Genomic DNA, 25901 nt, shown 5'->3' on the forward strand with positions numbered 1-25901 from the left:
AACGGACGCAAAAAAGCCGGGGTATAACCCGGCTTTTTTATTTCAACCCCAGTAGGAAAGAGCGGTCTAATGGCCACGTTAGGATATTCATGGTGCGCGGTTTCACGGTCGGGATACACCCGACCCAGCACCCCTACATTGTGCCGATCACAGACTAAAATTGAACTCCCGGTCGAAAGTTCAGCTCCACCCCGAAGAAGGCATTTGAATCCAGGTCCAGGTCCGGTTCCTCAACACTATCGTCTGCAAGACGCAGGCCGCGCAGGCCACCTATCCCCGCGCGGGCGCCAATCCATATGTTCGAATAGATCCGGTACTGGGCCGCAATGCCGAAATCCCAGGAATCAAGGTTTACATAGGTGTCACCACTACCACCTGATTCTAGACTCCAGGAGGCACCGGAGGGGGCCGCCCCAAGACGAAACACCAGGTCGCGGGAAGGCGCATAGACAATGGCCGGCCAGGGCATTACGGCGCTCAAGGTCCAGCGCTCGTTAATGGACCACGACGCTCCCAGGTAAGGGATATAAAACTCATCATTGCTCTGGATATCGGCATAGAGTCCGAAGGCCCACCAGAGGCTGTCCGTCTGCACATATCGGGCGAACGCGCCACCCATATACTGCCAGCTCCAGTCGCTGCCGGGCAGATTGGCCTCATGACCCATGGGCATGACAAAGGCCGCATACTGCCAGTCAGGGTTTTGCTGCCGGATCCATCCCACTGGAATGCCGACACTCCTGACCTTGAAGTCCTCCTCCACCGCACCGGAAAAGTTGAAATCTGAAAGGCTGAGATAGGCACCGGCAAAGACGGCGTCCCGTTTGCCCAGCAAGAAGGGCACGGCGCCCATCGCGGATACGCGATCAAGGCCGTACTGGCCCTTGCCCCCGTTGGGCCGCTCAAACTCTACCTCGCTGTAGCTGCTTGCCGAGAGAAAGGACATGGGCGGGAATGGTTCATTGGAGATCGAGCGCTGGAATTCAAACTCACTCTGCTGGAAGCCGTTAATCGTGTTCTGGATAAAGCCTGCCCGCTCGCCGGCGGTGGCAAGGTTGGTAGTGATGACTGGCAACACCAGCGAGAAAATCGCTATCCATCTTCGGGGCATAGTGGTGGGGTTATCCTCCTGCATCGGCTACTTCCCCCGGACACAAAAAAGCCGAGCAATGGCCCGGCTTTTTATCCAGTAGGAGGCGACGAGACTCAATCCTCGTCTTCGTACGCTTCCACCTGGGGACGGTCAACCAGCTCAACGTAGGCCATGGGAGCCTTGTCGCCTGCGCGGTAACCACACTTCAGGATGCGGATGTAACCACCCGGGCGATCCTGGTAGCGGGGACCCAGTTCGTTGAACAGTTTGCCCACCGCTTCTTTGCTGCGAGTGCGGTCGAAAGCCAGGCGGCGGTTGGCGACGCTGTCTTTCTTGGCCAGGGTGATCAGCGGCTCAGCATAGCTGCGCAGCTCTTTCGCCTTGGGCAGGGTGGTCTTGATCAACTCGTGCTCAACCAGGGAGATGGTCATGTTGCGGAACATGGCCTTGCGGTGAGAACTGTTGCGGTTCAGCTGACGTCCACTGTGACGATGACGCATTTTTCCAATCCTATATTTAGGGTGCTATCTCAGCACTGCTATCTGGATGACCGGGGAGCCTAAGCGCTCAGAACCCGGTCGTCGTTTTTCAGGCTGGCAGGCGGCCAGTTATCCAGGCGCATGCCCAGTGACAAACCGCGGGAAGCCAGTACATCCTTGATTTCGGTGAGAGACTTCTTACCCAGGTTCGGGGTCTTCAGCAGCTCAACCTCGGTGCGCTGCACCAGGTCACCGATGTAATAAATGTTTTCCGCTTTGAGGCAGTTGGCGGAACGAACGGTCAGTTCCAGATCGTCTACCGGACGCAGCAGAATCGGATCTACCTCGTCCTCTTCCTCAACAGACTCCGACTCAGACTCGCTCTCCAGGTCGACAAACACGGCCAGCTGCTGCTGCAGGATGGTCGCGGCACGACGGATCGCCTCTTCCGGGTCGATGGTGCCATTGGTCTCAAGGTCCAGGACCAGCTTGTCCAGGTCGGTACGCTGCTCCACGCGGGCAGCTTCAACGACATAGGACACGCGGTAAACCGGAGAGAAAGTGGCGTCCAGCTGCAGGCGGCCGATGGAGCGGGTTTCCTCTTCCGGATTCACACGTGAATCGGCGGGAGAGTAGCCACGGCCACGGGCCACAGTCAGCTTCATGTTGATTTCGGATGTGCCGTTCAGGTGACAGATCACGTGATCCGGGTTACGGATCTCGATATCGTGGTCAACCTGGATATCGCCAGCAGTTACGACACCGGCGCCCTTCTTGCTCAGGGTCAGCTCAGCCTCTTCCTTGCCGTTCATCACCAGGGCTACGCCCTTGAGGTTCAGCAGGATCTCAATAACATCTTCCTGTACGCCTTCGATTGCACTGTACTCGTGCAATACGCCGTCGATTTCCACTTCGGTGATGGCACAACCGGGCATGGAAGACAGCAGGATTCGACGCAAGGCATTGCCCAGGGTGTGGCCAAAGCCACGCTCCAGGGGTTCCAGGGTCACCTGGGCACGTGTGCTGTTCTTTTCATCAACATTGATCACACGCGGGGTCAAAAATTCGTTCACTGCACTCTGCATACGGGGCACCTTTGTTTAGGTTAGTCCTTCAGTGGATTACTTGGAGTAAAGCTCGACGATCAGGTTTTCGTTGATCTCGGATGAGAGATCCTGACGGTCGGGTACAGACTTGAAGGTACCTTCGAGCTTGTCCGTGTTTACTTCGATCCACTCGGGCTCGCCGCGCTGGGCAGCCAGGGCCAGGGCAGACTGGACACGCAGCTGCTTCTTGGCCTTTTCACGCAGGGACACAACGTCGCCCGCTTTCACCTGGTAAGAGGGTATGTTCACTACTTCGCCGTTTACCAGAATCGCCTTGTGAGCAACCAACTGACGCGCTTCTGAGCGGGTTGAACCGAAGCCCATACGGTAAACCACGTTATCCAGACGAGATTCCAGCAGCTGCAGGAGGTTCTCACCGGTGGGGCCCTTAAGGCGGGCAGCCTTCTTGTAGTAGTTGCGGAACTGCTTCTCCAGTACGCCGTAGATACGACGAACCTTCTGCTTCTCACGCAGCTGTACACCAAAGTCCGACAGGCGGCCGCGACGGGCACCGTGCTGTCCGGGAATTGCTTCTGCTTTACACTTGCTTTCCAGTGCGCGCACACCGCTCTTGAGGAACAGGTCAGTTCCTTCACGACGGGAGAGCTTGCACTTGGGTCCAATATATCGAGCCATGACTAGTTCTTCCTCTGCGTTATACGCGACGTTTCTTGGGCGGACGGCAGCCGTTATGGGGAATCGGCGTAACGTCAGTGATGTTGCTGATCTTGTAGCCACAAGCGTTCAGCGCGCGAACGGCAGATTCGCGACCCGGCCCTGGGCCCTTGACCTGCACGTCGAGATTTTTCAGACCATATTCCTTGGCCGCTTCACCAGCGCGCTCGGCAGCAACCTGGGCTGCGAACGGGGTGCTCTTACGAGAACCGCGGAAACCGGAGCCACCCGCGGTAGCCCAGCTCAGGGTGTTCCCCTGGCGATCAGTAATGGTAATAATGGTGTTGTTGAAAGACGCATGTACGTGGGCGATACCGTCCACTACGGTCTTCGTGATTTTCTTACGAGTGCCTTTGGCACCTGGCTTAGCCATATCGTAGTTCCTACTTTAATATCAACACTGCACTTCGGTGCAGCTACACTAAAAAGGATTCGCTGTGAGTGACGCTAGGTCTAATCCTTACTTGCGAATCGGTTTACGCGGTCCCTTGCGGGTACGCGCGTTGGTCTTGGTGCGCTGACCACGCAGCGGCAGGCCGCGGCGGTGACGCAGGCCGCGGTTACAGCCCAGGTCCATCAGACGCTTGATGTTCATGGAGACTTCACGACGGAGGTCACCTTCAACAGTCATCTCGGCAACTTTGCCACGCAGGGCATCCATCTGCTCTTCGGAAAGCTCACCAATCTTGGCACTTTCTTCAACGCCGGTGGCGGCACACAGCTCTTTTGCAGTAGTGCGACCTACACCGTAGATGTATGTCAGTGAGATAACAGCATGCTTGTTATCGGGTATGTTGACGCCGGCAATACGAGCCATCCAACTTTCTCCAAAAATGTCTTTCGCTTAAAAGGCGATTTGGCGCAAGCCCCTGATTTAATTCGAAATTACCGAAATATCAGCGGGTCTGGCGCGAAAGGCGCAGCATTCTAGCGATATCGTTACAAAAAATCAACTGTGCGCGGGGACACCCTGTCCGGGATTAACCCTGGCGCTGCTTGTGACGCGGATCTGTGTTGCAGATCACCCGCACCACGCCATTACGACGTACAACTTTACAGTTGCGGCAGATCTTCTTTACTGATGCACGTACTTTCATCGTTACTTCTCCGTTTCGGTTAAGGGCGCTTAGCGTACGCGCCCGGCACCACCATAGTTCTTCAGGTTGGCCTTCTTCATCACCGAGTCATACTGGTGAGACATCAGGTGGCTTTGCACCTGGGCCATAAAATCCATTACCACAACAACCACGATCAGCAGCGAGGTACCACCCAGGTAAAAGGGCACGTTCCACATTACGACCAGGAACTGGGGCATCAGGCAGACCAGCGCAATATACGCGGAACCGAATACCGTCAGCCGGGTCAGCACGCCATCAATGTAGTTGGCGGTCTGTTGCCCCGGGCGTATACCGGGCACAAAGGCACCGGAACGCTTCAGGTTGTCAGCCACTTCCTGCGGGTTGAACATCAACGCCGTATAGAAGAAGCAGAAAAACACCACAAACACCGTGAACAGCAAGATGTTCAACGGCTGGCCTGGGCCAATAGCCACTGCCAGGTCCTGCAACCAGTCTGCTCCACCAGAGGAGCCGAACCACTGCGCGATGGACGCCGGGAACAGCAATATGCTGCTGGCGAAGATGGCCGGGATTACACCCGCCATGTTCACTTTCAGGGGCAGATGCGAGCTCTGCGCCTGGTACATCTTGCGACCCTGCTGCCGCTTGGCGTAGTTCACCGTAATGCGACGCTGGCCGCGCTCGATGAACACAATCAGGTAAATCACCGCTATCGCCAGGGCCAGGATGAACAGCAGAATCAGGATGTTAAGCTCGCCCTGACGCGCCTGTTCCAGAGACTGGCCGATTGCCGACGGCAGACCGGCGACAATACCGGCGAAGATCAACAGCGAGATACCGTTGCCTACACCCTTCTCTGTAATCTGCTCACCCAGCCACATCATGAAGACTGCGCCGGTGACCAGGGAAGTAATGGCAATCACATAAAACAGCAGTGATGTGTCATAACTCATCCCCTGGTTGGCCATACCCACGGTCATACCGGTGGCCTGGATAATGGCCAGCACTACCGTCAGGTAGCGCGTGTACTGGCTGATTTTGCGGCGGCCAGACTCACCTTCTTTCTTCAGCTGTTCCAGCTGGGGCGTCACTGCCGACATCAGCTGCATGATAATAGATGCAGAGATGTAGGGCATGATGCCCAACGCCAGGATGCTCATTCGCTCCAGGGCGCCACCGGAGAACATGTTGGCCAGCCCCAGGATGGTACCCTGGTTCTGGTTGAACAATGCTGCCAGCTGGTTGGGGTCTATTCCCGGAACGGGAATGTGCGTCCCGATCCTGTAAACAATAATTGCCAGTAAAACAAAACGAAGGCGAGCAAAGAGCTCGCCCATGCCTGCCTTGTTTACTGAGGGCAGCTGTCCTTGAGCCATTTATTCCTCGACTTTTCCGCCAGCCTTCTCAATTGCTTCGCGGGCACCTTTGGTTACCGCGAGACCCTTGACGGTCAGCGCTTTGCCCAGCTCTCCGGAGAGAAATACACGGGCACGGGTGACATTACCCTTGACCAGGTCCGCTGCTTTCAGCGCGTCCAGATCCACAACGTCGGTTTCAACGGCGTTGAGCTCGGACAGGCGAATCTGCGCCGTGGTGCGGGCCATACGCGAAGTAAAGCCGTACTTGGGCAGACGCTTCTGCAGTGGCATCTGGCCACCCTCGAAGCCGGGACGAACACTGCCGCCGGAGCGGGACTTCTGGCCCTTGTGGCCGCGACCCGCGGTCTTGCCATAGCCAGAGCCGATACCGCGGCCGACCCGCTTGCTGTTTTTCCTGGCACCCGGAGCGGGGCTCAGGGTGTTCAGTCGCATTACATCAGACATTACTTAGTCCTCAACCCGTACCAGGTAGTTAACTTTGTTGATCATGCCGCGAACGGAAGGAGTATCTTCCACTTCCACGGTGTGACCAATACGACGCAGGCCGAGGCCGGTAACGCACGCCTTGTGGTTCTTGAGGCGACCGTTGGTGCTCTTGACCTGGGTAACCTTGATCATTGCTTTAGCCATGACTAATCAACCCAATACTTAGTTCAAAATTTCTTCGACAGACTTACCGCGCTTGGCAGCAACGTCCTCGGGGGCAGCCATATCGCGCAGACCATTAAAGGTCGCGCGTACCACGTTCACCGGATTGGTGGAGCCGTAGCACTTGGCCAGTACGTTGTGTACACCGGCGATTTCCAGCACAGCACGCATCGCGCCACCGGCAATAACGCCAGTACCTTCGGATGCAGGCTGCATGTACACCTTGGAGGCACCGTGGCTGGCCTTTACCGGATACTGGATAGTGCCGTCGTTCAGCTCTACCTGGATCATGTTCCGGCGGGCCGCTTCCATCGCCTTCTGGATGGCAACAGGGACTTCCCGGGCTTTACCGCGACCGAAACCTACCTTGCCGTTGCCGTCGCCCACGACTGTCAGGGCGGTGAAACCGAAGATACGGCCACCTTTAACCACTTTAGCGACGCGGTTGACCTGTACCAGCTTCTCCTGGAGATCGCCTTCGGTCTGCTGCTGCTTTTTCTGCTCGTTAAAAGCCATATCTCGTTACCTTAGAATTCCAGTCCACTTTCACGGGCAGCGTCGGCCAGGGCCTTTACACGTCCGTGATACTTGTAACCCGCACGGTCGAAGGCAACCTGCTCGATGCCGGCGGCCTTGGCACGTTCCGCCACCAGCTTGCCGACTGCGGCAGCGGCGTCGACGTTGCCGGTAGCACCCTTGCGCAGATCTGCGTCCAGGGTAGAAGCACTCGCCAGTACCTTGTCACCTTCCGGCGCAATCACCTGGGCATAAATATGCCGTGGAGTACGGTGCACGCTGAGGCGGTTAACGCCTGCGGTGCGCATACGGGCGCGAGCGCGACGGGCGCGACGCAGCCTTGAATCATTCTTTGCACTCATGTCTAGTACCTACTTCTTCTTGGCTTCTTTACGACGGACATATTCGTCAGCGTAACGAATACCCTTACCCTTGTACGGCTCCGGCGGACGGTAGCTGCGGATCTCTGCTGCTGCCTGGCCTACGGCCTGCTTGTCGATACCCATAACAACGATTTCAGTCTGGCTGGGGGTTTCCGCAGAAACACCTTCAGGCAGTTCATAATCAACAGGGTGGGAAAGACCTACGGTCAGGTTGACGGTTTTGCCGGAAGCCTTGGCACGGTAACCAACACCGTTCAGTACCAACTTTTTCTCCCAGCCTTCGCTGACGCCCTTGACCATGTTGTTTACCAGTGCGCGAGTGGTCCCGGCCATGGCCTTGGACTTGTCGGACTCATAAGCAAAGGTCAAGACGTTGTCATCCTGGCTCACCTGTACGCCCTCAACTACTGACAGTTGCAGCGTACCTTTGCTGCCTTTTACGGTCAGGTCGGCGCCGTTAAGCTTGACCTCTACACCGCTGGGCAGTTGTACCGGATTATTTGCGACTCTAGACATTTCGAATGCTCTTCAAATCAATTAGTTTAGAAAACTGTGCAGAGCACTTCGCCGCCAACACCGGCAGCGCGTGCAGCGCGATCAGTCATCACACCCTTGGAGGTGGAGATAATCGCTACACCCAGGCCACCGCGAACGGAGGGCATCTCGTCCTTGCCGGCGTAGTTACGCAGGCCGGGGCGGCTGATGCGGTCAATCTCGGCGATAACCGGCTTGCCCTGGTAGTACTTCAGCTCGATGGCAAGGCGAGGCTTGCCACCATCGTTAGTTGCGTTGAAGTCAGCGATATAGCCTTCTTCCTTCAGCACGTTTGCAACAGCGGCCTTGAGTTTCGAGCCGGGCATTTCTACACCGGTCTTGCCAGCCATCTGGGCGTTGCGAATGCGGGTCAGCATATCTGACAGCGGATCTTGCATGCTCATTTCAATATTTCTCCGTTACCAGCTGGCTTTAACCAGGCCAGGCACATCACCGCGCATAGCTGCTTCACGCAACTTGTTACGGCACAGGCCAAACTTACGATAGACCGCGTGGGGACGACCGGTCACCTGGCAGCGACGCTGCTGGCGAACCGGGCTTGCATCGCGAGGCAGCTTCTGCAGCGCAACCTGCGCATCCCACTTCTCTTCGTCGGAGGCGTTCACGTCGGCGATGATCGCCTTCAGTGCAGCGCGCTTCTGAGCGTACTTAGCTACCATGCGTGTACGCTTTGCTTCACGCGCAATCATAGATTTCTTAGCCATGTATAAAGCCTCTTAACCTTTCAGGGGGAAGTTGAAAGCACGCAGCAGGGCGCGACCTTCATCATCCGTACGCGCAGTGGTAGTAATGGTGATATCCATACCGCGTAGCGCGTCCACTTTGTCGTAATCGATTTCCGGGAAAATGATCTGCTCAGTCACTCCCATTGCGAAGTTACCGCGGCCGTCAAATGACTTGGGGCTGATGCCACGAAAGTCACGGATACGGGGAATCGCGATGCTGATCAGGCGTTCCAGGAACTCGTACATACGCTCGGAGCGCAGAGTTACCTTGCAGCCGATGGGCCAACCTTCACGAACCTTGAAGCCCGCGATGGATTTACGCGCCTTGGTCACTACAACCTTCTGACCGGAAATCTTTTCCATATCAGCGACGGCGGCCTCGAGGACCTTTTTGTCGCCAAGCGCTTCACCCACACCCATGTTCAGGGTGATTTTGGTGATGCGGGGAACTTCCATCACATTATCCAGACCCAGCTCTTCTTTCAGCCGGGGAGCGATCTCGCTCGTGTACTTTTCTTTCAAAGTTGCCATGTCTATTACCTGTTAACCCGACCGGCTCAGCCGATTGCCTCGCCACTGGATTTAAAGATACGAACCTTAGTGTCGCCTTCGACCTTGAAGCCAACTCGATCACCCTTGCCTGTTTCGGGATTGAAGATCGCCACGTTGGAAACCTGGATGGGCGCTTCTTTTTCCACGATACCACCGGCCACTCCCGCCTGGGGGTTGGGCTTGGTGTGCTTCTTAATCATGTTGATACCGGCAACGATCAATTTGTCGTTATCCAGTACCTTGCGAACCTTGCCGCGCTTACCCTTGTCCTTACCGGCGAGGATAATCACTTCGTCATCGCGCTTGATCTTCAACATTTCCTTTCCTCTCCTCGACCTTAGATAACTTCAGGGGCCAGAGAAATAATCTTCATGAATTTTTCGCCGCGCAGTTCACGGGTTACCGGACCGAAGATACGGGTGCCGATAGGTGCTTCCTGGGCGTTGAGCAATACTGCGGCGTTGTCGTCAAACTTGATCAGGGAACCGTCGCCTCGGCGAACACCCTTCTTTGTCCGAACCACAACAGCAGTCATTACCTGGCCTTTCTTCACCTTGCCGCGTGGAATGGCTTCTTTTACGGTTACCTTGATGAGGTCACCAACGCGCGCGTAGCGACGCTTGGACCCACCCAGCACCTTGATGCACATCACACGACGGGCGCCGCTGTTATCTGCGACTTCCAAATACGACTGTGTCTGAATCATCTCTTACTCCAAACTGCGACCAACCCGGCCGCAAAAACTCTAACCACTACCCGAAGGCGTTTAAACCTGCGCGGCGCTCTCTACAACTTCAACCAACTTCCAGGTCTTGCTCTTGGAAATGGGGCGAGTCTCTGCAACTGTTACCGTGTCGCCGATGCCACACTGGTTGCTTTCGTCGTGCGCGTGGATCTTGGATGACCGAGTGATGTACTTGCCATAAACCGGGTGCTTCACCCGACGCTCAACCAGTACAGTAATGGTCTTGTCCATCTTGTTGCTGACAACCCTGCCGGTTGCCAAACGTGTACGCTTGTCTGCAGCTGACATACTTAGTTACCTGCCTTTTCAGTAAGTACAGTCTTCACGCGTGCGATGTCACGTTGGTTCTGCTTGAGCAGGTGTGTCTGCCCCAACTGACCAGTAGACTTTTGCATGCGCAGCTTGAACTGCTCTTCACGCAGGGTGAGCAGCTGCTTGTTCAGGTCCTCAGCGGACTTATCACGCAATTCGCTTGCTTTCATCACATCACCGACCGTTTAACAAATGTTGTAGCAACGGGAATTTTGGAAGCAGCCAGCTCAAACGCTTCACGCGCCAGCTCCTCAGATACGCCCTGTACTTCGTAAAGCACCTTGCCGGGCTGAACCTGGGCTACCCAGTATTCAACATTACCTTTACCTTTACCCTGGCGGACTTCCAACGGCTTGCCCGTAATAGGCTTGTCCGGGAAGACACGAATCCAGATCTTTCCGCCACGCTTGATGTGACGAGTCATGGCACGACGAGCCGCTTCAATCTGGCGCGCTGTAACGCGGCCACGACCTGTCGCTTTCAAGCCGAATTCGCCAAAGCTCACCTTGCTGCCGCGATGGGCCAGGCCACGATTACGGCCTTTCTGAGTCTTGCGAAATTTTGTACGCTTTGGTTGAAGCATCTGCGTAACCCTTAATTAGTTGCTGTCTTCTTGGGAGCGTCAGCGGCCTCTTCGCCACCGATAACCTCACCTTTGAAAATCCAAACTTTCACACCGATGATGCCGTAGGTAGTTGCGGCTTCATAAGTGGCGTAATCGATGTCCGCACGCAGTGTGTGCAGAGGCACACGACCTTCGCGGTACCATTCGGTACGGGCGATTTCAGCACCGCCCAGACGACCACCAACCTGGATCTTGATCCCTTCGGCGCCCTGGCGCATGGCATTCTGCACCACGCGCTTCATGGCGCGGCGGAACATAACGCGACGCTCCAATTGCTGGGCAACGTTCTGCGCTACCAGCTTGGCGTCCAGATCCGGCTTGCGGATCTCTTCGATGTTGATGTGCACAGGTACACCCATCCGCTTGGCGAGCTCCTTGCGCAGCGCATCCACATCTTCGCCTTTCTTACCAATCACAATACCGGGACGGGCAGTGTGAATGGTAATACGGGCTGTCTGTGCGGGACGCTCGATTACAACACGGCTCACGGAAGCGTGCTCCAGTGTCTTCTCGATGTACTCGCGCACCTCCAGATCAGTAATCAACTGCTTGGAGTAGTTTTTGCTGTCGGCGTACCAGATAGAGTTATGGTCTTTAACAATACCGAGGCGGATGCCGATGGGGTTTACTTTCTGACCCATGTGGTCGTCTCCTGATTCCTTAGCCTTCGCCGTCTGCAACTTTCACAGTAATGTGACAGCTACGCTTCAAAATGCGGTCTGCGCGACCCTTCGCACGGGGACGCAGGCGCTTCATGGTCATACCTTCATCAACAAAGACGGTGGATACCTTGAGCTCATCCACGTCCGCGCCTTCGTTGTTCTCAGCATTCGCGATCGCAGAGTCAAGAACCTTCTTGACGATGTGCGCCGCTTTCTTGTTACTGAATTCCAGCAGGCTAAGCGCCTCTTCCACAGGCTTGCCGCGGACCTGGTCAGCGACCAGGCGGGCTTTCTGCGCAGAGATACGCGCGCCTTTCAGTCTTGCTGCAACTTCCATTTCCTAAACCTCTCTACGCAGCGCTTAGCGCTTCGCCTTCTTGTCTACGACGTGGCCCTTGAACGTGCGGGTAAGCGCAAATTCGCCCAGCTTGTGGCCAACCATATCTTCGTTGATCAACACAGGCACATGCTGACGACCGTTATGTACGGCGATAGTCAGGCCAACCATGTCCGGTGAAACCATGGAACGGCGCGACCAGGTCTTGATCGGGCGACGATCGTTGCTTTCCAGCGCGGTTTCGACCTTCTTCATCAGGTGCAGGTCTATAAAAGGACCTTTCTTCAGTGAACGCGGCACAATCTCTTCCTCTAATCTCTAGTCAACGACCGTTATTTCTTACCACGACGGCGTACGATCAAGTTGTCGGTACGCTTGTTCTTACGGGTCTTGTAACCCTTGGTCGGTGTACCCCAGGGGCTCACCGGGTGACGGCCACCGGAGGTACGACCTTCACCACCACCATGGGGGTGATCAACCGGGTTCATGGCAACACCACGCACGGTCGGGCGAACACCGCGCCAACGTGCGGCACCGGCCTTACCCAGTTTGCGCAGGCTGTGTTCCGAGTTGGAAACCTCGCCCAGGGTCGCGCGGCAGTCTGCCAGCACCTTACGCATCTCGCCTGAGCGCAGACGCAGGGTAGCGTACTGGCCTTCACGAGCCACCAGCTGCACAGAAGCGCCGGCGGAACGGGCCATCTGAGCGCCTTTGCCAGGCTTGAGCTCAATGCCGTGTACCACAGTACCAACCGGGATGTTGCGCAGCGGCAGGCAGTTACCCGTTTTAATAGGGGCACCTGATCCTGACTGCAATACATCACCAGCTTTAACACCCTTGGGTGCAATGATGTAGCGTCGCTCACCGTCAGCGAACAGCAGCAGCGCAATGTGCGCAGTGCGGTTCGGGTCATATTCAATGCGCTCTACCTTGGCGGGAATACCGTCCTTGGTGCGCTTGAAGTCGATGATGCGGTAGTGCTGCTTGTGACCACCACCCACGTGACGGGTAGTGATACGACCATTGTTGTTACGGCCACCGTTGCGGCTCTGCTTTTCCAGCAGGGGCTTGTGCGGTGCACCCTTGTGCAGATCCTCACTGACAACGCGGACGACGTGACGACGACCGGGTGAAGTGGGCTTACTCTTCAAAATTGCCATTGCGATCCGACTCCTTACTCAACTGACGCAAAGTCGATGTCCTGACCCTGCTCCAGTCGTACATATGCTTTTTTCCAGGTCGGCTTGGTGCTGTAACCAAAACGGTTACGCTTGACCTTGCCCTTCACCTTCAGGGTGCTGACTTTGTCGACCTTGACCTTGAACAGCTGCTCAACGGACTTCTTGATTTCCGACTTGGTCGCATCTACCGCAACCTTGAACACAAACTGGTTGCTTGCATCGGCAACCACGGCCGCTTTTTCGGAAACGTGCGGGCCTACCAGCACTTGGAATACGCGCTCCTGGTTCATCCCAGCATCTCCTCAAGTTTCTTGACCGCATCAACAGTCACGATCACCTTCTCGTGAGCGATCAGGCTGACGGGATCAACACCATCCACATCGCGCACATCAACCTTGTGCAGGTTGCGTGACGCCAGGTAGAGGTTTTCATTTACCTCTGTGGCAACAATCAGTGCGTTGTCCACACCATAACCGCCCAGCTGCTCGACCAGCAGTTTGGTCTTGGGCTGCGCCACGTCCAGGCTCTCTACCACGACCAGACGATCCTGGCGGGCGAGTTCAGACATAATGGTGCGCAGCGCTGCGCGATACATCTTGCGATTCACCTTCTGGGAGTGATCCTGCGGCTGAGCCGCGAAGGTCACGCCACCGGAACGCCAGATGGGGGAACGGATGGTTCCCGCCCGTGCGCGGCCGGTGCCCTTCTGGCGCCATGGCTTCTTGCCACCGCCGGCAACCGCAGCGCGGTTTTTCTGGGCCCGGGTACCCTGGCGGGCGCCTGCCATATAGGCTGTGACAACCTGGTGAACCAGGTCCTCGTTGTATTCTTTAGCGAAAGCAACGTCAGATACGGAAACTTTTCCCGCGTCGGCATTGCCCGGCTTTACTACATTCAGTTCCACGTTAGAGACCCCCTAACCTTATGCCTTGATGGTAGGACGTACGACGACGTCACCACCGGGGGCGCCAGGTACAGCACCCTTGATGAGCAGCAAGTTGCGCTCGGCATCTACACGAACAATTTCCAGACCCTGGGTCGTTACCTGTTCGGCACCCATGTGGCCGGCCATCTTCTTGCCCTTGAATACACGGCCCGGTGTTTGACACTGACCGATAGAACCAGGGGCACGGTGAGAGAGGGAGTTGCCGTGCGTGGCGTCCTGCATGGTGAAGTTCCAGCGCTTAACACCACCCTGGAAACCTTTACCCTTGGACTTGCCAGTCACATCGACAATCTGGCCAACCTCGAAACGCTCGACAGTCAGCTCAGCGCCAACCTCGGGGGCTTCGTCCGCTGCGTCCAGACGGAACTCCAGCAGGGCGCTGCCTGCCTCGACACCCGCTTTCGCGAAATGTCCCGCTTCTGATTTACTCACTTTTGAGGCCTTACGGTTTCCCGCTGTGACCTGAATTGCTCTATAACCGTCGGTTTCGAGCTCTTTGATTTGAGTAACGCGGTTTGGAGAAATCTCCACTACGGTTACTGGAATGGATGCGCCGTCTTCGGTAAAAACGCGAGTCATACCGGACTTACGGCCGACTAAGCCAATAGCCATTTTGCTAACCTCTCAGTGTACGGGGCTATACCCTCTATGGCCTCACCAGAACCTGGAAATTTGGGGTCAGAGTAAAAACTTGACCGAGGCGAGTTTTTACTCTGACCCCAAATTTCCAGATTCCAGCTCGTTACACACCCGGGACACTCTGCCCCGGGCAGGTCTTGCTACGAATTGTAGTTAACCAAGACTAATCTGTACTTCTACACCTGCTGCCAGGTCCAGTTTCATCAGGGCGTCTACAGTCTTTTCTGTAGGCTCCACGATGTCCAACAGACGCTTGTGCGTACGAATTTCGTACTGGTCACGTGCGTCCTTGTTAACGTGCGGGGAAACCAGCACGGTATATTTCTCCTTCCGGGTAGGAAGGGGGATAGGGCCTTTCACCTGGGCACCGGTACGGCGCGCAGTTTCCACAATTTCCTGAGTCGACATGTCGATCAGCTTGTGGTCAAAAGCCTTAAGGCGAATACGAATGCGTTGATTCTGCACCTGACCTAACTCCAAACAAATAAAAAACCAGAGGTCCGCAAGGGAACCCCCCGAAAAAAGGAACGCGAATTCTAATGACCGCCCCCCACCCTGTCAACCAGGAATCGGGAATATTTTCTCGGTAATCGGACCAAGGCCCCATCTCCGGCGAAGGAGCGCGACTATACGCCTCTCCCCCACCGAAAGCCACTGTGAATGCTGCACAATCCGATAACCGGACTGGCCCATCCAGCACAGCTCCAGCCCGGCGGGAGGGAGGGAACAACACCGGCCTCGAATCCAGTCATATTCAAGAAAGACAGAAATTACGCGAATGATATTCTTTTTGTCTATATCTGGCTTCCGTGGACGCCGCAGGGGCCCTCCAAGTCCGGCCAGTTCCAGCTACATCAGGTCCCGACCATATAAAGAAACAAGAGTACGCAGTCCCACACCGTTCACGCGACTTAGCCGACCCACCCGCGCCGATCAGCCGGGGCCAACCAGCGTCAAGGGCTGTGCTATGAGTTGGGCTGTTTGAAGGTTGGCAGCGAGGGGGGGCACTGGCAGGGCAGTAGCAAGGAGAATGGCTTCACTCAACCAGGCCCAACCTGCAGTCGGGCCTGGCAGTTCTGGTCAGTCGGCGCAGTTGACGCAAAGAGCCGCTTCCGGAATGGCCTGCAGGCGACCTTCCCCGATATTCTCGCCACATTTTTCGCATTCGCCATAGGTACCCTCGGCAATTTTATCCAGCGCCACCTGGATCGCGCGCAGCGACTGACGGGTTTCATTGCCGATCGCATCCACCACTTCGTCGTTTTCCCGCTCCTGGGCCTGCTCGGCAGAGTCGCCGGAGTGCTCCTTGGTGACGTCGCGTTTGATATTGTTGAGTCGCGCCTGCATGTCGGCGAGACGCTGTTCCAGTTCGGCTTTCAATTGCTCGTGAGACATAAGACCCCTCAGGCCGCAGTGAGCATGCGGTAAAGCTCGTCCTTGAGTTGAACACGACGCTTTTTGGCTTCCCCCTCGGTGCGGGTTGCCACCGGGGTGATCTCGTCTTCCATTTTCTCAATATTGCGGGTCAGCTCATGGTACTCGTCAAATAACCGCCGGAAGTGGCTATCCTTCATCTTGAGCTCATGGATGCGATCAGTGAGCTCCGGGAATTCGTGGTGCAGGTCATGATGTTCTACAGACATTGTTACTCCTTATTGGGACATTGTGCATGATTACAGCTACAGACTATCCTGTTGCCGCCACGGGGCCATGATCCAGATCAGTGTAGCGAACGGGCGCCCGACAATATCACCTTGCAAAATGTGCCCGCAGGGCAAACTATAGAACAAAATATGGAGGGAGAGAAACATGAACCGGGACCAGACCACCCATTCAGTCTTTATGGGCTACCTGCTGTGGATCTTCGGGTTCATCGGCGCGCACCGTTTCTACTATGGCCGACAGATCTCCGGGGTTATCTGGTTCTTCACCCTGGGGTTATTTTTTATTGGCTGGATCATCGACCTGCTGCTGATTCCCGGGATGTCCCGGGACGCGGACCGGCGCTTTATTCCAGGCCCCATTGATTATGACCTGACCTGGATACTGCTGACCTTCCTGGGCTGGCTGGGAATCCATCGCATGTACATGGGCAAGTGGATTACCGGCGTCATCTACATGCTCAGCGCCGGACTTTTTGGCCTGGGTATTCTCTGGGATTTCCTGACGCTCAATGAGCAACTGTCAGAGGTAAACAGCGACTATTGATTGGGGCCACCGCGCCACCCTAGTGTTCGCGAGTCGCCCGGAACTCCAGATCCGGCCAGCGCTCTTCCATCAGCGACAGGTTGACCCGGGTCGGGGCCAGGTAAGTGAGGTGGCCACCGCCATCCACGGACAGGTGCTCGGCGGCCTTCTTGCGGAATTCCTCCAGTTTGCGCGGGTCATCGCAGTCAACCCAGCGGGCCGTATACACGTTCACCGGCTCGTATATCGCTTCCACCTTGTATTCGTCCTTCAGTCGGTAGGCCACCACGTCAAACTGCAGCTGACCGACCGCACCAACCACAAGATCCGATGTATTGATGGGCGCGAATACCTGAGTGGACCCCTCTTCCGACAGTTGCTGCAGGCCCTTCTGTAACTGCTTTGACTTCATCGGATCGGCCAGACGAATGCGACGGAACAGCTCCGGGGCGAAATGGGGAATGCCGGTAAACTGCAGATCCTCCCCTTCGGTGAAGGTGTCGCCGATCTGGATAGTGCCGTGGTTGTGCAGGCCGATGATATCTCCGGATACCGCCTCCTCCACCAGCACACGCTCGCCGGCCTTGAAGGTGACCGCGTCGGCGATTTTCACGTCCTTGCCGAGTCGCACGTGGCGCATTTTCATACCCTTGGTGTAGCGGCCGGAACACACCCGCATAAAAGCAATACGATCGCGGTGACGGGGGTCCATATTCGCCTGGATCTTGAATACGAAACCGCTAAGGCTGCCCTCCGTCGCCGACACCCGGCGGCTGGTGGTCTCTCGACCGAGCGGCGCCGGCGCCCACTGCACGAAGTCATCAAGCATTTCCCTGACCCCGAAATTACCCAGTGCCGTGCCAAAAAACACCGGGCTCAGCTTGCCGGCCAGAAACTGTTCCAGATCGAACTCGTGACTGGCACCGCGCACCAGTTCGACTTCCTCCGAGAAATCATCATATTCATCACCCAGTAGCTCTCGCGCCTCGTCACTATCCAGGCCCTGAATACGCTTATCATCGGGCAACACCGCGCCCTGACCCGGCGTATAGCAATGGATGGTATCGGTGTAGAGGTTATAGACACCCTTGAAAAACTGTCCCATGCCAATAGGCCAATTGATAGGGGCGCCCTGGATATCCAGTACCTCCTCGATTTCATCCAACAGCTCAATGGGATCGCGGATATCGCGGTCCATCTTGTTGACGAAACTGAAAATGGGCGTATCGCGCAGGCGACAGACGTTCATCAGCTTGATGGTCCGGTCCTCGACGCCCTTGGCCCCGTCAATGACCATGAGCGCTGAATCCACCGCAGTGAGGGTGCGGTAGGTATCCTCGGAAAAGTCCTCGTGCCCCGGGGTATCCAGCAGGTTGACCGTGCGACCCCGGTAGGGAAACTGCATAACCGAGGAGGTCACCGAAATGCCCCGCTCCTGCTCCATGCTCATCCAGTCCGAGGTTGCATGCGGCCCCTTCTTACCCTTCACCGTACCGGCCACCTGGATAGCCTGCCCCAGCAGCAGCAGTTTTTCGGTGATCGTGGTCTTACCCGCGTCCGGGTGAGAAATAATCGCAAACGTACGGCGCGAGGCGATAGCGTTGGTGAGGGTTGAGCCAGGCTCTGACATGGGAGGGTCCCGGTGAAAAAGCGCGGATTATACGCTTATCGGCCCGTTCCCGAAACGGCGCCTGCGGCATTATGCCCCTGCAATACTTCACCACCGGGCCGCATCATCGCCGGGTGAGCAAGGCGACCCCAAAAAAATATTCTCCCGCCATGGAGAACCTGCGCAGCCTGCTGATCACCCGCTCGATCGCCCTGCCCGGGCAGATTGGCGTACTGTGCTGCGTCTTGCTCAGTCACGCCACCGTTGAGCGCTTCGATGGCCGCATTGAGCTGCAAACCGCTCTGGACCAGGGCGCAATCGCGACACTTTTACTGCCTTTTATCGAGGACCGTCATGACGGAGGGAATTCTGCTGGCGGACGACGACCAGACCCTCACCGCAAGTATGAGGACGGGCCTGCAGCGCAAGTTGCCGGAACGCCCGGTAAAACGCTAGTCGAAAGATTCCCCAAGGATTTCCAGCAAGCGCTCCCCCACCGGCTCGAGTTCTATGCCGCGATCCGCAAGCAGCCGCGCCATGGAGGTAACCTGCAGACCCTCATGGCCACAGGGGTTGATTCGGCTGAAGGGTTCCAGGTCCATATCCACGTTGAGGGACAAACCGTGATAACTGCAGCCCCGTCGCACGCGCAGTCCCAGCGACGCTATCTTGTCGCCATCAACGTACACACCCGGGGCGTCGGCGCGCGGTGAGGCGTCAATCCCGTACTCTGACAGTAACTGCACAATGGCGTTTTCAATCAGCGTTACCAGCGCCCGCACGCCCAGTCCGCGACGTTTGAGGTCCACCAGCAGGTAAACCACCCACTGGCCGGGACCGTGATAAGTCACCTGGCCACCGCGGTCCACCTGGATAACCGGGATATCGCCGGGGGCCAGCACGTGTTCGGCCTTGCCGGCCTGCCCCTGGGTAAAAACCCGCGGGTGCTGGAGCAGCCACAGTTCGTCGGGGGTCTGTTCACCGCGCTGGTCGGTGAATTCGCGCATTGCATCGAGCACCGGCTGGTATTGGGCTACACCCAGCCTGCGAACAAGGACCGGCACTAGATGACCATTTGCACGTGACCGGTGGCCAGTAGGTCCTGGTGCAGGGCTTCCAGTTGCTCCGTTCCGGTCGCGGTAATGGTGATAGTCAGGGAAGTAAAGGTCCCCTTGGCGCTGTCTTTGGCCAAAATCGTCTGCTGGTCGAAACCCGGGGCGTGGCGCTCGAATACCTCCAGAATAATGTCCCGGAATTCCTCGCTACTGCGGCCCAGCACCTTGATCGGGTAGTCACAGGGAAATTCTATCTTGGGGGGGTCCTGATCGGTCATAGCTCACTACCTCAGCTGACAGTGAAGAGACTGGAAATCCACATCAGCAGGATATCCCATAAGCGAGCGAAAAAGCCGCCAGGTTCAACCGCTGCCAGCGCCACCACGGGACCGCGGTATACCGTTTCGCCGTCGAGGCTCATTACCACCGTGCCCAACGCTTGACCGACGGCTACCGGCGCCTCGATGTTCTGCTGCAATTCCACGCTGGTGGCAAGGTGTTTCTTCTTGCCCCGTGGCAGGGTCAGTACCGTCTCTTCGAGAATGCCCACGGGGACATAATCCACCTGGCCCTTCCAGATACGGGGTTTGTCCAGCTCCTGACCCGCATCAAACACAATACTGGTTTCGAAGAAACGGAACCCGTAGTTGAGCAGGCTGCGGGTGTCATTTTTGCGAGCGCTGGTTGAACTGGTGCCCATCACTACTGAGATCAGGCGCATGCCACGGCGTTCCGCAGATGCCACCAGGCAGTACCCCGCCGCCTGGGTGTGGCCGGTCTTGAGACCATCCACAGTAGGATCTTCCGCCAGCAGGCTGTTGCGGTTGTATTGAGTGATGCCGTTGTAGGTGAACTCGCGCTCCTTGTAAATGGCGTATTGCTCGGGGTGATCGTTAATCATGGCCTTGGCCAGGGTGGCCAGATCGCGAGCCGTGGTGACATGATCCGGATGGGGCAGTCCGTGGGAATTCACGTAATAGGTATCTACCATACCCAGCTTCTCGGCGTGGCTGTTCATCATCTCAGCGAAAACCGCTTCACTGCCCGCCAGATGCTCGGCCACCGCCACAGTGGCGTCGTTGCCGGAAGAAATAATAATGCCGCGCTGCAGGTCCTCTATGCTCACATTCTTGCCCGGCTCTATCCACATCAGCGAGGAACCGGCAAAGATCGGATTCTGGGACCACGCATTCTCGCTAACCGTCACCATGTCCGAGTTGGACACCCTGCCCTCGTGGATCTCGGTGGCCAGCACATAGCTGGTCATCATCTTGGTCAGGCTTGCCGGTGGTAACGGCATATCCGCATTGTGCTCTGCCAGCACCGCCCCGCTTGCGGCGTCTACCAGCAGGTAGGCCTTGGCGCCCAGTTGCGGGGGCGAGGGCACGATGGTAGCGGCCTTGGCAGTGAAAGTGAAAAGCGCCAGGAGCAGGACCGGAAAAATTCGAATCATAGAAATGGAACCGTGGAAGTGTTGCGGAATACGCGGGGAATGGTAACGCATGCGCCTGCCAACAGGAAGGCGGCCACCGCTGTTAGCGGGCAGGGGACAGAAATTCTGCGGTCAGGGCAGCGGCTGACCGGGCGGATAGCCGCCGTCACGCAACTGCTGTTGCACCATCGCCAGCTGTTCCGCATTCGCCACCGGGCCCACCCGGACCCGGTACAGCAGTCTGTCGCTGGTGTCGACCTCGGAAACGGATACCGGCACCTGCAGGAAGGCCTGCAGTTCGGCCTGCAGTTGCAGGGCAGAGGACTCAGCGCCGAAAGCGCCCAGCTGCAGGAAACGGTAGTGGGTACCCGGCGCGCCGCGCCGATCGTCGACACCGGCGATATTCAGCACCGCCACCTCCACCTCGGCCGTCCCGTGCTCCATGTAACCGAGCTTCACCGCCGCCCCGTAGGACAGATCGATCAGGCGGTCGCCGTGGAACGGGCCGCGATCATTCACCCGCACCACGACACTGCGGCCATTGGCCAGGTTGGTCACCCGGGCGTAGCAGGGTATGGGCAGGGTCTTGTGGGCTGCACTCGCGGCGTAAAGGTCGAATACCTCGCCGTTGGAGGTTTCGTGGCCGTGGAACTTGCTGCCGTACCAGGACGCCGTGCCCCGTTCGCGGTAGTTGCGGTAATCCTCGAGAATTTCATAGCTGACGCCATTGACGGTGTAAGGGCTCCTGTTGCCTGCGGCAAGGATAGGGTCCGCCCGCGGGACCGCATCCTGCACGTCGTCCGGGCCTATGTGTTTGGGCGGCGCGGCGTCCTGTGACTGGGAATACCGGGTAGCCTGGTACTCGTCACCGCTCTTGCCCTTGGGGGAGGAACAGCCATGCAGGCCGATCCCCGCCAGCAGCAGCAATGCCAGTATGCGCCACATCAACCTTCGACTCCGGCAGCAATGCGCTGGCTCAGCTGATAAACACTCATGGCGTACATGGCGCTGTGGTTATAGCGGGTAATCACGTAAAAATTATGCAGCCCCAGCCAGAACTCCCTGCCGTCGGCGAGTTCAAATTCGATTCCGATTGCCTCGGCGTCCGGGTCTGTTTCGGTCGCGGGCACGAGGCCAGCGGCAACAAACTCAGCCACGGTGAATCGCGGCTTGAGCTGGCGCCCGCGACTCATCATTTCCTCTGGCACCTCACCCTCAAGCTCTGCGGCGACAACCACCTCGGCGCCAGGTGTCCAGCCATGGGCCTTGAAATAGTTGGCGACACTGCCAATGGCGTCCACCGGGTTACTCCAGATATCGGCTTTACTGTCGCCGTCAAAGTCAATGGCGTAGCTGCGGTAACTGCTGGGCATGAACTGGCCGTAGCCCATGGCACCCGCATAGGACCCTTTCAGTGCCAGTGGGTCCATGCCCTGGTCACGGGTCAGGATCAGGTAGTGCTTCAGTTCCTTGGTAAAGAACTCGGAACGGCGCGGGTAATCAAAGGCCAGGGTGGAGAGTGCGTCTATGACCCGATAGCTGCCGGCGATCCGTCCGTAATAAGTCTCCACGCCGATGATGGCGACAATAATTTCCGCCGGCACCCCGGTTTCCTGCTCTACCCGCTCCAGGGTTTCGCGGTGCTCCTGGTAGAAGGCAACACCCTGGGCCTCGCGCTTGTCATTGAGAAATATTTCCCGGTACTCGTACCAAGCCTTGGTCTTTTCCGCCGGCCGTGCCATGGCGTCGAGTATGGACTGCTGGCGACTGGCATCGGCGAAAATGGCCTCCAGCGATTGCCGGTCGAAGCCCTCCTCGCTGACCAGTTCGTCCATGACCGCCACCGCTCCCGGATTGGTCAGGTAATTCTGGTCCTGGGCACAGGACATGGCGGACCATAGAAAAGTGCAGGCGAGCAGTGAACGACTTAAAAACTTGTGCATATTGAACGCTCTTTCAGATAGTGGGGGAACGGCATCAACGGACCACCATACGTTTTTCAGTGCTGACCGCCATCAGTATGCCAAAACCGGCCATGAGAGTGACCACGGACGTTCCGCCGGCACTGACCAGCGGCAGGGGCACACCGACGACAGGAAGCAGTCCCGCCACCATTCCCATATTAACAAAGATATAGACGAAAAAAGTCAGGGTGAGGCTACCCGCCATCATTCGCCCGAAACTGCTCTGGGCCTGAACCCCGATCCAGAAACCGCGCAGCAGAATCAGCAGGTACAGTGCCAGTAACACCAGTACTCCACGCAGGCCGAATTCCTCCGCCAGCACGGCGATGATGAAATCGGTGTGACTTTCCGGCAGGAAATCCAGCTGCGACTGGGTACCGGATAGCCAACCCTTGCCATCCCAGCCACCGGAACCAATCGCCGTCTTGGACTGGATGATGTTCCAGCCCGCGCCCAGTTTATCGCTCTCGGGGTTAAGCATGGTGAGAATACGCTGTTTCTGGTAGTCCTTGAGGACGAACATCCACGCCGGCCAGGCCGATGCGATACCCAGCAACACAGCGCCAAAAATGTAGCGCCAGCCAATTCCTGCCATGAACAGGACAAACAGGCCGCTGGCGGCAATCAGCAGGGATGTACCGAGATCCGGCTGCTGCAGGATCAACCCGGCCGGGATTGCCACCAGGCCCAGCGACACCATGACGTATTTGAACCGCGGCGGCAGAATACGCTCCGCCAGGTACCAGGCCACCGCCATGGGGACTACCAGCTTCATGATTTCCGAGGGCTGGAAACGGAAGCCGCCCACCTGCAGCCAGCGCTGTGCGCCTTTCGCGCCCACGCCAACCAACATCACCGCCACCAGCGAGGCCACACCAATAAGGTATAACCAGGGCGCCCAACGGGTATAGCGCTGCAGGCTTATCTGCGCACCGAGGATCATTACCAGGTAGCCAACGACAAAGTAGCGCCCCTGGCGGATAACCGCCCCCATGCTTTGACCCGAGGCGCTGTACAACACGAACAGGCCATAGGCCGTGAGCGCCAGCAACAGCAGCAGCAGCGGAATATCGATGTGCATGCGGGTTGCGGCGCTTGGCGGCCTGGCCAGGTCGGCACTGCCCTGGTGGGGCATCTGGCGAACATAATCGCCCATCAGGCGGGGTCCCTGAAATCGCTGCTGCCCAATAACCACGTATCGATGACACGACGGGCAATCGGAGAGGCGGCGGAACTGCCACCGCCGTTTTCCACAATGATAGCAACGGCAATCGTCGGTGCCTCGGCGGGAGCGAAGGCGATAAACAGGCCGTGGTGGCGATGCCGTTCATCCACCTCATCTTCCTTGTAAACCGCATTCTGGGCAATACCAATCACCTGGGCGGTACCGGTCTTGCCGGCCATCTGGTAGCGGATGCCTTCGGCCAGGGCCTTGGCCGTGCCCCGCTTACCATGGACCACCTCCAGCATACCTTCGTACACCGCATTCCAGTTTGCCTCGCTGGCCAGCATTGGCTCCAGCTCCGGCGCAGGCACCGGCTCGCCATTAACCGCCTGCACCAGGCGCGGAATCCGTCGTTCTCCACGACTGGCGAGCACGCTGGTCGCCGCCGCCAGTTGCAGCGGCGTCGTCAGCATATACCCCTGGCCAATGCTGGCGCTGATGGTTTCCCCCGGATACCAGGGCTGATTAAGTGCATCCCGTTTCCAGCTGGTTGATGGCAACACCCCACGGCGCTCGTTGGTGGTATCCACGCCGGTTCGATCGCCCAGGCCAAAGGGTGCCAGGTATTCGGCCATGCGGTCTATGGTCAGGCGTCTGCCCAGGTCATAGAAATAGGTGTCGCAGGACTCGGCGATCGCCATTTTCAGGGCCACCTCCGGCGCGTGCCCGGTCCCCCGTATACGCAGAATCCAGTCGCGATAGCGGTGGGAATCGCCGGGCAGGCGATACCAGCCGGGATCAGGCACCGTGGTCTCGGGCGTAACCAGGCCCGACTCCAGGCCTGCTATGCCCATCATCGGTTTAATGGTCGAACCCGGCGGATACTGGCCCTGGATCGCCCTGTTAAAGAGCGGCACATCCGGGGAGTCGCGCAGGGCGCTGTAATCCCGGGTGCTGATGCCATTGACGAACAGGTTGCTGTCAAAGCCCGGCGTCGACACCAGCGCCAGCACCCCGCCGGTTACCGGATCGATCGCCACCACCGCCCCACGCCGGTCTCCAAGGGCCTCGTAGGCGGCCTTCTGCACATCGATGTCCAGATGCAACGTGAGGTCATCCCCCGGGGTTGGTGGGTGACGCTCCAGAACCCGCAACACCCGGCCGTGGGCATTGGTTTCAACATTCTGGTAGCCCACCGAGCCGTGCAGGCTGTCTTCGTAATACTTTTCCACTCCGACCTTGCCGATATGAAAGGTGCCGCGGTAGTCGGTTTCATCCAGTTCGAAGGTCTCCCGCTCATTGATGCGGCCCACATACCCCAGGGCGTGGGAAAACAGCTCACCGTGGGGATAGTGCCGCAGCAATTGGGCCTCCACCACCACCCCGGGCAGGCGATAGCGGTTTACCGCCAACACCGCCCGCTCTTCCTCAGTCAGCCGAAAGCGCAAGGGAACCGCCTCATAGGGCCGCCGGCGTTTCAGCCGCTCGTGAAACTTCTCCAGGTGGGATTCGGAGACTGGCACCAGCGCCTGCAATTCGGCCAGGGTGGCATTCAGGTCCGGCACCCGCTCCTTGATCACCGACAGGCTGAAGCTGGGCCGGTTGTCCGCCAGCAGCACGCCGTTACGGTCATAGATCAGGCCGCGCTTGGGTGGCAGCGGCTCCAGCTTGACCCTGTTGCTGTCCGACTGGGTGCGATAGACCTCATACTCGGTGATCTGCAGGGTGTGATAACGAGCCAGGATGATGCCAAGCATCGCCAGTACGATGAGTACGGCGGCCACGGTTCTCGCACTGTAAATCCGGGACTCCCGGTGAGGATCCTTCAGGGCGATGTGCTGTGGCATGTAAC

At 57.6% G+C, this 25901-nt stretch carries 40 protein-coding genes; 1 reads left to right on the top strand and 39 read right to left on the bottom strand.

Features of this window, described 5'->3' with window-relative positions:
* Positions 1-154 precede the first annotated feature (154 nt).
* The 31 genes from E2F43_RS12845 to E2F43_RS12995 form a co-directional block, all read right to left on the bottom strand.
* On the bottom strand, positions 155-1111 hold the full coding sequence (locus tag E2F43_RS12845; protein ID WP_238946911.1) for a hypothetical protein: 957 nt from the start codon (positions 1109-1111) through the stop codon (positions 155-157).
* A gap of 95 nt (positions 1112-1206) precedes the next feature.
* Entirely contained in the window at positions 1207-1593 is a 387-nt protein-coding gene (gene rplQ / locus E2F43_RS12850) for a 50S ribosomal protein L17 (RefSeq protein ID WP_133213319.1), read from the bottom strand.
* 59 nt (positions 1594-1652) lie between these two features.
* A complete protein-coding gene (locus tag E2F43_RS12855; RefSeq protein WP_133213321.1) occupies positions 1653-2657 on the bottom strand; it encodes a DNA-directed RNA polymerase subunit alpha in 1005 nt (334 codons plus the stop codon).
* A gap of 36 nt (positions 2658-2693) precedes the next feature.
* Positions 2694-3314, bottom strand: a complete 621-nt coding sequence (gene rpsD, locus E2F43_RS12860) for a 30S ribosomal protein S4 (RefSeq protein ID WP_133213323.1) — start codon at positions 3312-3314, stop codon at positions 2694-2696.
* Positions 3315-3333: 19 nt separating this feature from the next.
* The gene (gene rpsK, locus E2F43_RS12865) at positions 3334-3726 is read right to left on the bottom strand and encodes a 30S ribosomal protein S11 (RefSeq protein WP_066055329.1); all 393 of its coding nucleotides are present in this window, start codon (positions 3724-3726) and stop codon (positions 3334-3336) included.
* 87 nt (positions 3727-3813) lie between these two features.
* Positions 3814-4170: a 30S ribosomal protein S13 gene (gene rpsM / locus E2F43_RS12870; protein ID WP_133213325.1), complete on the bottom strand. Its 357-nt coding sequence runs from the start codon at positions 4168-4170 to the stop codon at positions 3814-3816.
* A 163-nt stretch (positions 4171-4333) separates the two neighbouring features.
* Entirely contained in the window at positions 4334-4450 is a 117-nt protein-coding gene (gene rpmJ / locus E2F43_RS12875) for a 50S ribosomal protein L36 (protein WP_066055334.1), read from the bottom strand.
* 29 nt (positions 4451-4479) lie between these two features.
* A complete protein-coding gene (gene secY / locus E2F43_RS12880; RefSeq protein ID WP_133213327.1) occupies positions 4480-5808 on the bottom strand; it encodes a preprotein translocase subunit SecY in 1329 nt (442 codons plus the stop codon).
* Positions 5809-6243 carry a 50S ribosomal protein L15 gene (gene rplO / locus E2F43_RS12885; protein WP_133214316.1) on the bottom strand — a complete coding sequence of 145 codons (435 nt, stop codon included), beginning with the start codon at positions 6241-6243 and terminating at the stop codon, positions 5809-5811.
* A gap of 15 nt (positions 6244-6258) precedes the next feature.
* Positions 6259-6441, bottom strand: coding sequence for a 50S ribosomal protein L30 (rpmD, locus tag E2F43_RS12890; RefSeq protein ID WP_133213329.1), 183 nt, complete (start codon positions 6439-6441; stop codon positions 6259-6261).
* An 18-nt stretch (positions 6442-6459) separates the two neighbouring features.
* The gene (rpsE, locus tag E2F43_RS12895; RefSeq protein ID WP_133213331.1) at positions 6460-6975 is read right to left on the bottom strand and encodes a 30S ribosomal protein S5; all 516 of its coding nucleotides are present in this window, start codon (positions 6973-6975) and stop codon (positions 6460-6462) included.
* An 11-nt stretch (positions 6976-6986) separates the two neighbouring features.
* On the bottom strand, positions 6987-7337 hold the full coding sequence (rplR, locus tag E2F43_RS12900) for a 50S ribosomal protein L18 (protein WP_133213333.1): 351 nt from the start codon (positions 7335-7337) through the stop codon (positions 6987-6989).
* Between the two features lie 9 nt (positions 7338-7346).
* Positions 7347-7874 (bottom strand): 50S ribosomal protein L6, encoded by a 528-nt coding sequence (gene rplF / locus E2F43_RS12905; protein ID WP_133213335.1) that lies wholly within the window; start codon positions 7872-7874, stop codon positions 7347-7349.
* A gap of 26 nt (positions 7875-7900) precedes the next feature.
* On the bottom strand, positions 7901-8296 hold the full coding sequence (gene rpsH / locus E2F43_RS12910) for a 30S ribosomal protein S8 (protein ID WP_117955475.1): 396 nt from the start codon (positions 8294-8296) through the stop codon (positions 7901-7903).
* Positions 8297-8311: 15 nt separating this feature from the next.
* On the bottom strand, positions 8312-8617 hold the full coding sequence (gene rpsN, locus E2F43_RS12915) for a 30S ribosomal protein S14 (RefSeq protein WP_133213337.1): 306 nt from the start codon (positions 8615-8617) through the stop codon (positions 8312-8314).
* 12 nt (positions 8618-8629) lie between these two features.
* Complete coding sequence (gene rplE, locus E2F43_RS12920) at positions 8630-9169, bottom strand: 50S ribosomal protein L5 (protein WP_133213339.1); 540 nt, start codon at positions 9167-9169, stop codon at positions 8630-8632.
* Positions 9170-9195: 26 nt separating this feature from the next.
* Positions 9196-9507: a 50S ribosomal protein L24 gene (gene rplX, locus E2F43_RS12925; protein WP_133213341.1), complete on the bottom strand. Its 312-nt coding sequence runs from the start codon at positions 9505-9507 to the stop codon at positions 9196-9198.
* 20 nt (positions 9508-9527) lie between these two features.
* Positions 9528-9896, bottom strand: coding sequence for a 50S ribosomal protein L14 (rplN, locus tag E2F43_RS12930; RefSeq protein ID WP_117955466.1), 369 nt, complete (start codon positions 9894-9896; stop codon positions 9528-9530).
* 60 nt (positions 9897-9956) lie between these two features.
* Positions 9957-10223, bottom strand: coding sequence for a 30S ribosomal protein S17 (rpsQ, locus tag E2F43_RS12935; RefSeq protein WP_133213343.1), 267 nt, complete (start codon positions 10221-10223; stop codon positions 9957-9959).
* Between the two features lie 2 nt (positions 10224-10225).
* Positions 10226-10417 carry a 50S ribosomal protein L29 gene (rpmC, locus tag E2F43_RS12940; RefSeq protein WP_133213345.1) on the bottom strand — a complete coding sequence of 64 codons (192 nt, stop codon included), beginning with the start codon at positions 10415-10417 and terminating at the stop codon, positions 10226-10228.
* Complete coding sequence (gene rplP, locus E2F43_RS12945) at positions 10417-10830, bottom strand: 50S ribosomal protein L16 (RefSeq protein ID WP_133213347.1); 414 nt, start codon at positions 10828-10830, stop codon at positions 10417-10419. The genes rpmC and rplP overlap by 1 nt, the downstream gene beginning before the upstream one ends.
* Positions 10831-10841: 11 nt before the next feature.
* Positions 10842-11513 (bottom strand): 30S ribosomal protein S3, encoded by a 672-nt coding sequence (rpsC, locus tag E2F43_RS12950; RefSeq protein ID WP_133213349.1) that lies wholly within the window; start codon positions 11511-11513, stop codon positions 10842-10844.
* 19 nt (positions 11514-11532) lie between these two features.
* Complete coding sequence (gene rplV, locus E2F43_RS12955) at positions 11533-11871, bottom strand: 50S ribosomal protein L22 (RefSeq protein WP_117955455.1); 339 nt, start codon at positions 11869-11871, stop codon at positions 11533-11535.
* Between the two features lie 24 nt (positions 11872-11895).
* Positions 11896-12171, bottom strand: coding sequence for a 30S ribosomal protein S19 (gene rpsS, locus E2F43_RS12960; protein ID WP_133213351.1), 276 nt, complete (start codon positions 12169-12171; stop codon positions 11896-11898).
* A 32-nt stretch (positions 12172-12203) separates the two neighbouring features.
* Positions 12204-13031 carry a 50S ribosomal protein L2 gene (gene rplB, locus E2F43_RS12965; protein ID WP_133213352.1) on the bottom strand — a complete coding sequence of 276 codons (828 nt, stop codon included), beginning with the start codon at positions 13029-13031 and terminating at the stop codon, positions 12204-12206.
* Between the two features lie 14 nt (positions 13032-13045).
* Positions 13046-13342 (bottom strand): 50S ribosomal protein L23, encoded by a 297-nt coding sequence (gene rplW, locus E2F43_RS12970; RefSeq protein ID WP_133213353.1) that lies wholly within the window; start codon positions 13340-13342, stop codon positions 13046-13048.
* A complete protein-coding gene (rplD, locus tag E2F43_RS12975) occupies positions 13339-13956 on the bottom strand; it encodes a 50S ribosomal protein L4 (protein ID WP_238946912.1) in 618 nt (205 codons plus the stop codon). The genes rplW and rplD overlap by 4 nt, the downstream gene beginning before the upstream one ends.
* A gap of 18 nt (positions 13957-13974) precedes the next feature.
* Positions 13975-14610 carry a 50S ribosomal protein L3 gene (rplC, locus tag E2F43_RS12980; protein WP_133213354.1) on the bottom strand — a complete coding sequence of 212 codons (636 nt, stop codon included), beginning with the start codon at positions 14608-14610 and terminating at the stop codon, positions 13975-13977.
* A gap of 180 nt (positions 14611-14790) precedes the next feature.
* Positions 14791-15102, bottom strand: a complete 312-nt coding sequence (rpsJ, locus tag E2F43_RS12985; RefSeq protein ID WP_117955610.1) for a 30S ribosomal protein S10 — start codon at positions 15100-15102, stop codon at positions 14791-14793.
* A 615-nt stretch (positions 15103-15717) separates the two neighbouring features.
* On the bottom strand, positions 15718-16032 hold the full coding sequence (locus tag E2F43_RS12990) for a TraR/DksA family transcriptional regulator (protein WP_133213356.1): 315 nt from the start codon (positions 16030-16032) through the stop codon (positions 15718-15720).
* Positions 16033-16040: 8 nt separating this feature from the next.
* On the bottom strand, positions 16041-16280 hold the full coding sequence (locus tag E2F43_RS12995) for an HP1242/YdcH family protein (RefSeq protein WP_133213358.1): 240 nt from the start codon (positions 16278-16280) through the stop codon (positions 16041-16043).
* Positions 16281-16479: 199 nt separating this feature from the next.
* On the opposite strand from E2F43_RS12995, the gene E2F43_RS13000 reads away from it, so the two are divergent.
* Positions 16480-16845, top strand: coding sequence for an NINE protein (locus E2F43_RS13000; protein WP_133214320.1), 366 nt, complete (start codon positions 16480-16482; stop codon positions 16843-16845).
* Between the two features lie 19 nt (positions 16846-16864).
* Here the strand turns inward: E2F43_RS13000 and E2F43_RS13005 are convergent, their stop codons facing one another.
* The 8 genes from E2F43_RS13005 to mrdA form a co-directional block, all read right to left on the bottom strand.
* A complete protein-coding gene (locus E2F43_RS13005; RefSeq protein ID WP_133213360.1) occupies positions 16865-18454 on the bottom strand; it encodes a peptide chain release factor 3 in 1590 nt (529 codons plus the stop codon).
* Between the two features lie 431 nt (positions 18455-18885).
* Complete coding sequence (gene lipB / locus E2F43_RS13010; protein ID WP_238946913.1) at positions 18886-19440, bottom strand: lipoyl(octanoyl) transferase LipB; 555 nt, start codon at positions 19438-19440, stop codon at positions 18886-18888.
* Between the two features lie 56 nt (positions 19441-19496).
* Positions 19497-19766, bottom strand: coding sequence for an HP0495 family protein (locus tag E2F43_RS13015; RefSeq protein ID WP_133213364.1), 270 nt, complete (start codon positions 19764-19766; stop codon positions 19497-19499).
* An 11-nt stretch (positions 19767-19777) separates the two neighbouring features.
* Complete coding sequence (locus E2F43_RS13020) at positions 19778-20941, bottom strand: D-alanyl-D-alanine carboxypeptidase family protein (protein ID WP_133213366.1); 1164 nt, start codon at positions 20939-20941, stop codon at positions 19778-19780.
* A gap of 111 nt (positions 20942-21052) precedes the next feature.
* The gene (locus E2F43_RS13025; RefSeq protein WP_133213368.1) at positions 21053-21865 is read right to left on the bottom strand and encodes a septal ring lytic transglycosylase RlpA family protein; all 813 of its coding nucleotides are present in this window, start codon (positions 21863-21865) and stop codon (positions 21053-21055) included.
* Positions 21865-22863 carry a lytic murein transglycosylase B gene (gene mltB / locus E2F43_RS13030; protein WP_133213370.1) on the bottom strand — a complete coding sequence of 333 codons (999 nt, stop codon included), beginning with the start codon at positions 22861-22863 and terminating at the stop codon, positions 21865-21867. Before mltB ends, E2F43_RS13025 begins: the two co-directional genes overlap by 1 nt.
* A 34-nt stretch (positions 22864-22897) precedes the next feature.
* Complete coding sequence (rodA, locus tag E2F43_RS13035; RefSeq protein WP_133213372.1) at positions 22898-24040, bottom strand: rod shape-determining protein RodA; 1143 nt, start codon at positions 24038-24040, stop codon at positions 22898-22900.
* On the bottom strand, positions 24040-25896 hold the full coding sequence (mrdA, locus tag E2F43_RS13040) for a penicillin-binding protein 2 (RefSeq protein ID WP_133213374.1): 1857 nt from the start codon (positions 25894-25896) through the stop codon (positions 24040-24042). Before mrdA ends, rodA begins: the two co-directional genes overlap by 1 nt.
* Positions 25897-25901: the final 5 nt, after the last annotated feature.

It is taken from the genome of Seongchinamella unica, assembly GCF_004354085.1.
In the GTDB taxonomy this organism is placed as follows: Bacteria; Pseudomonadota; Gammaproteobacteria; order Pseudomonadales; family Halieaceae; genus Halioglobus; species Halioglobus unicus.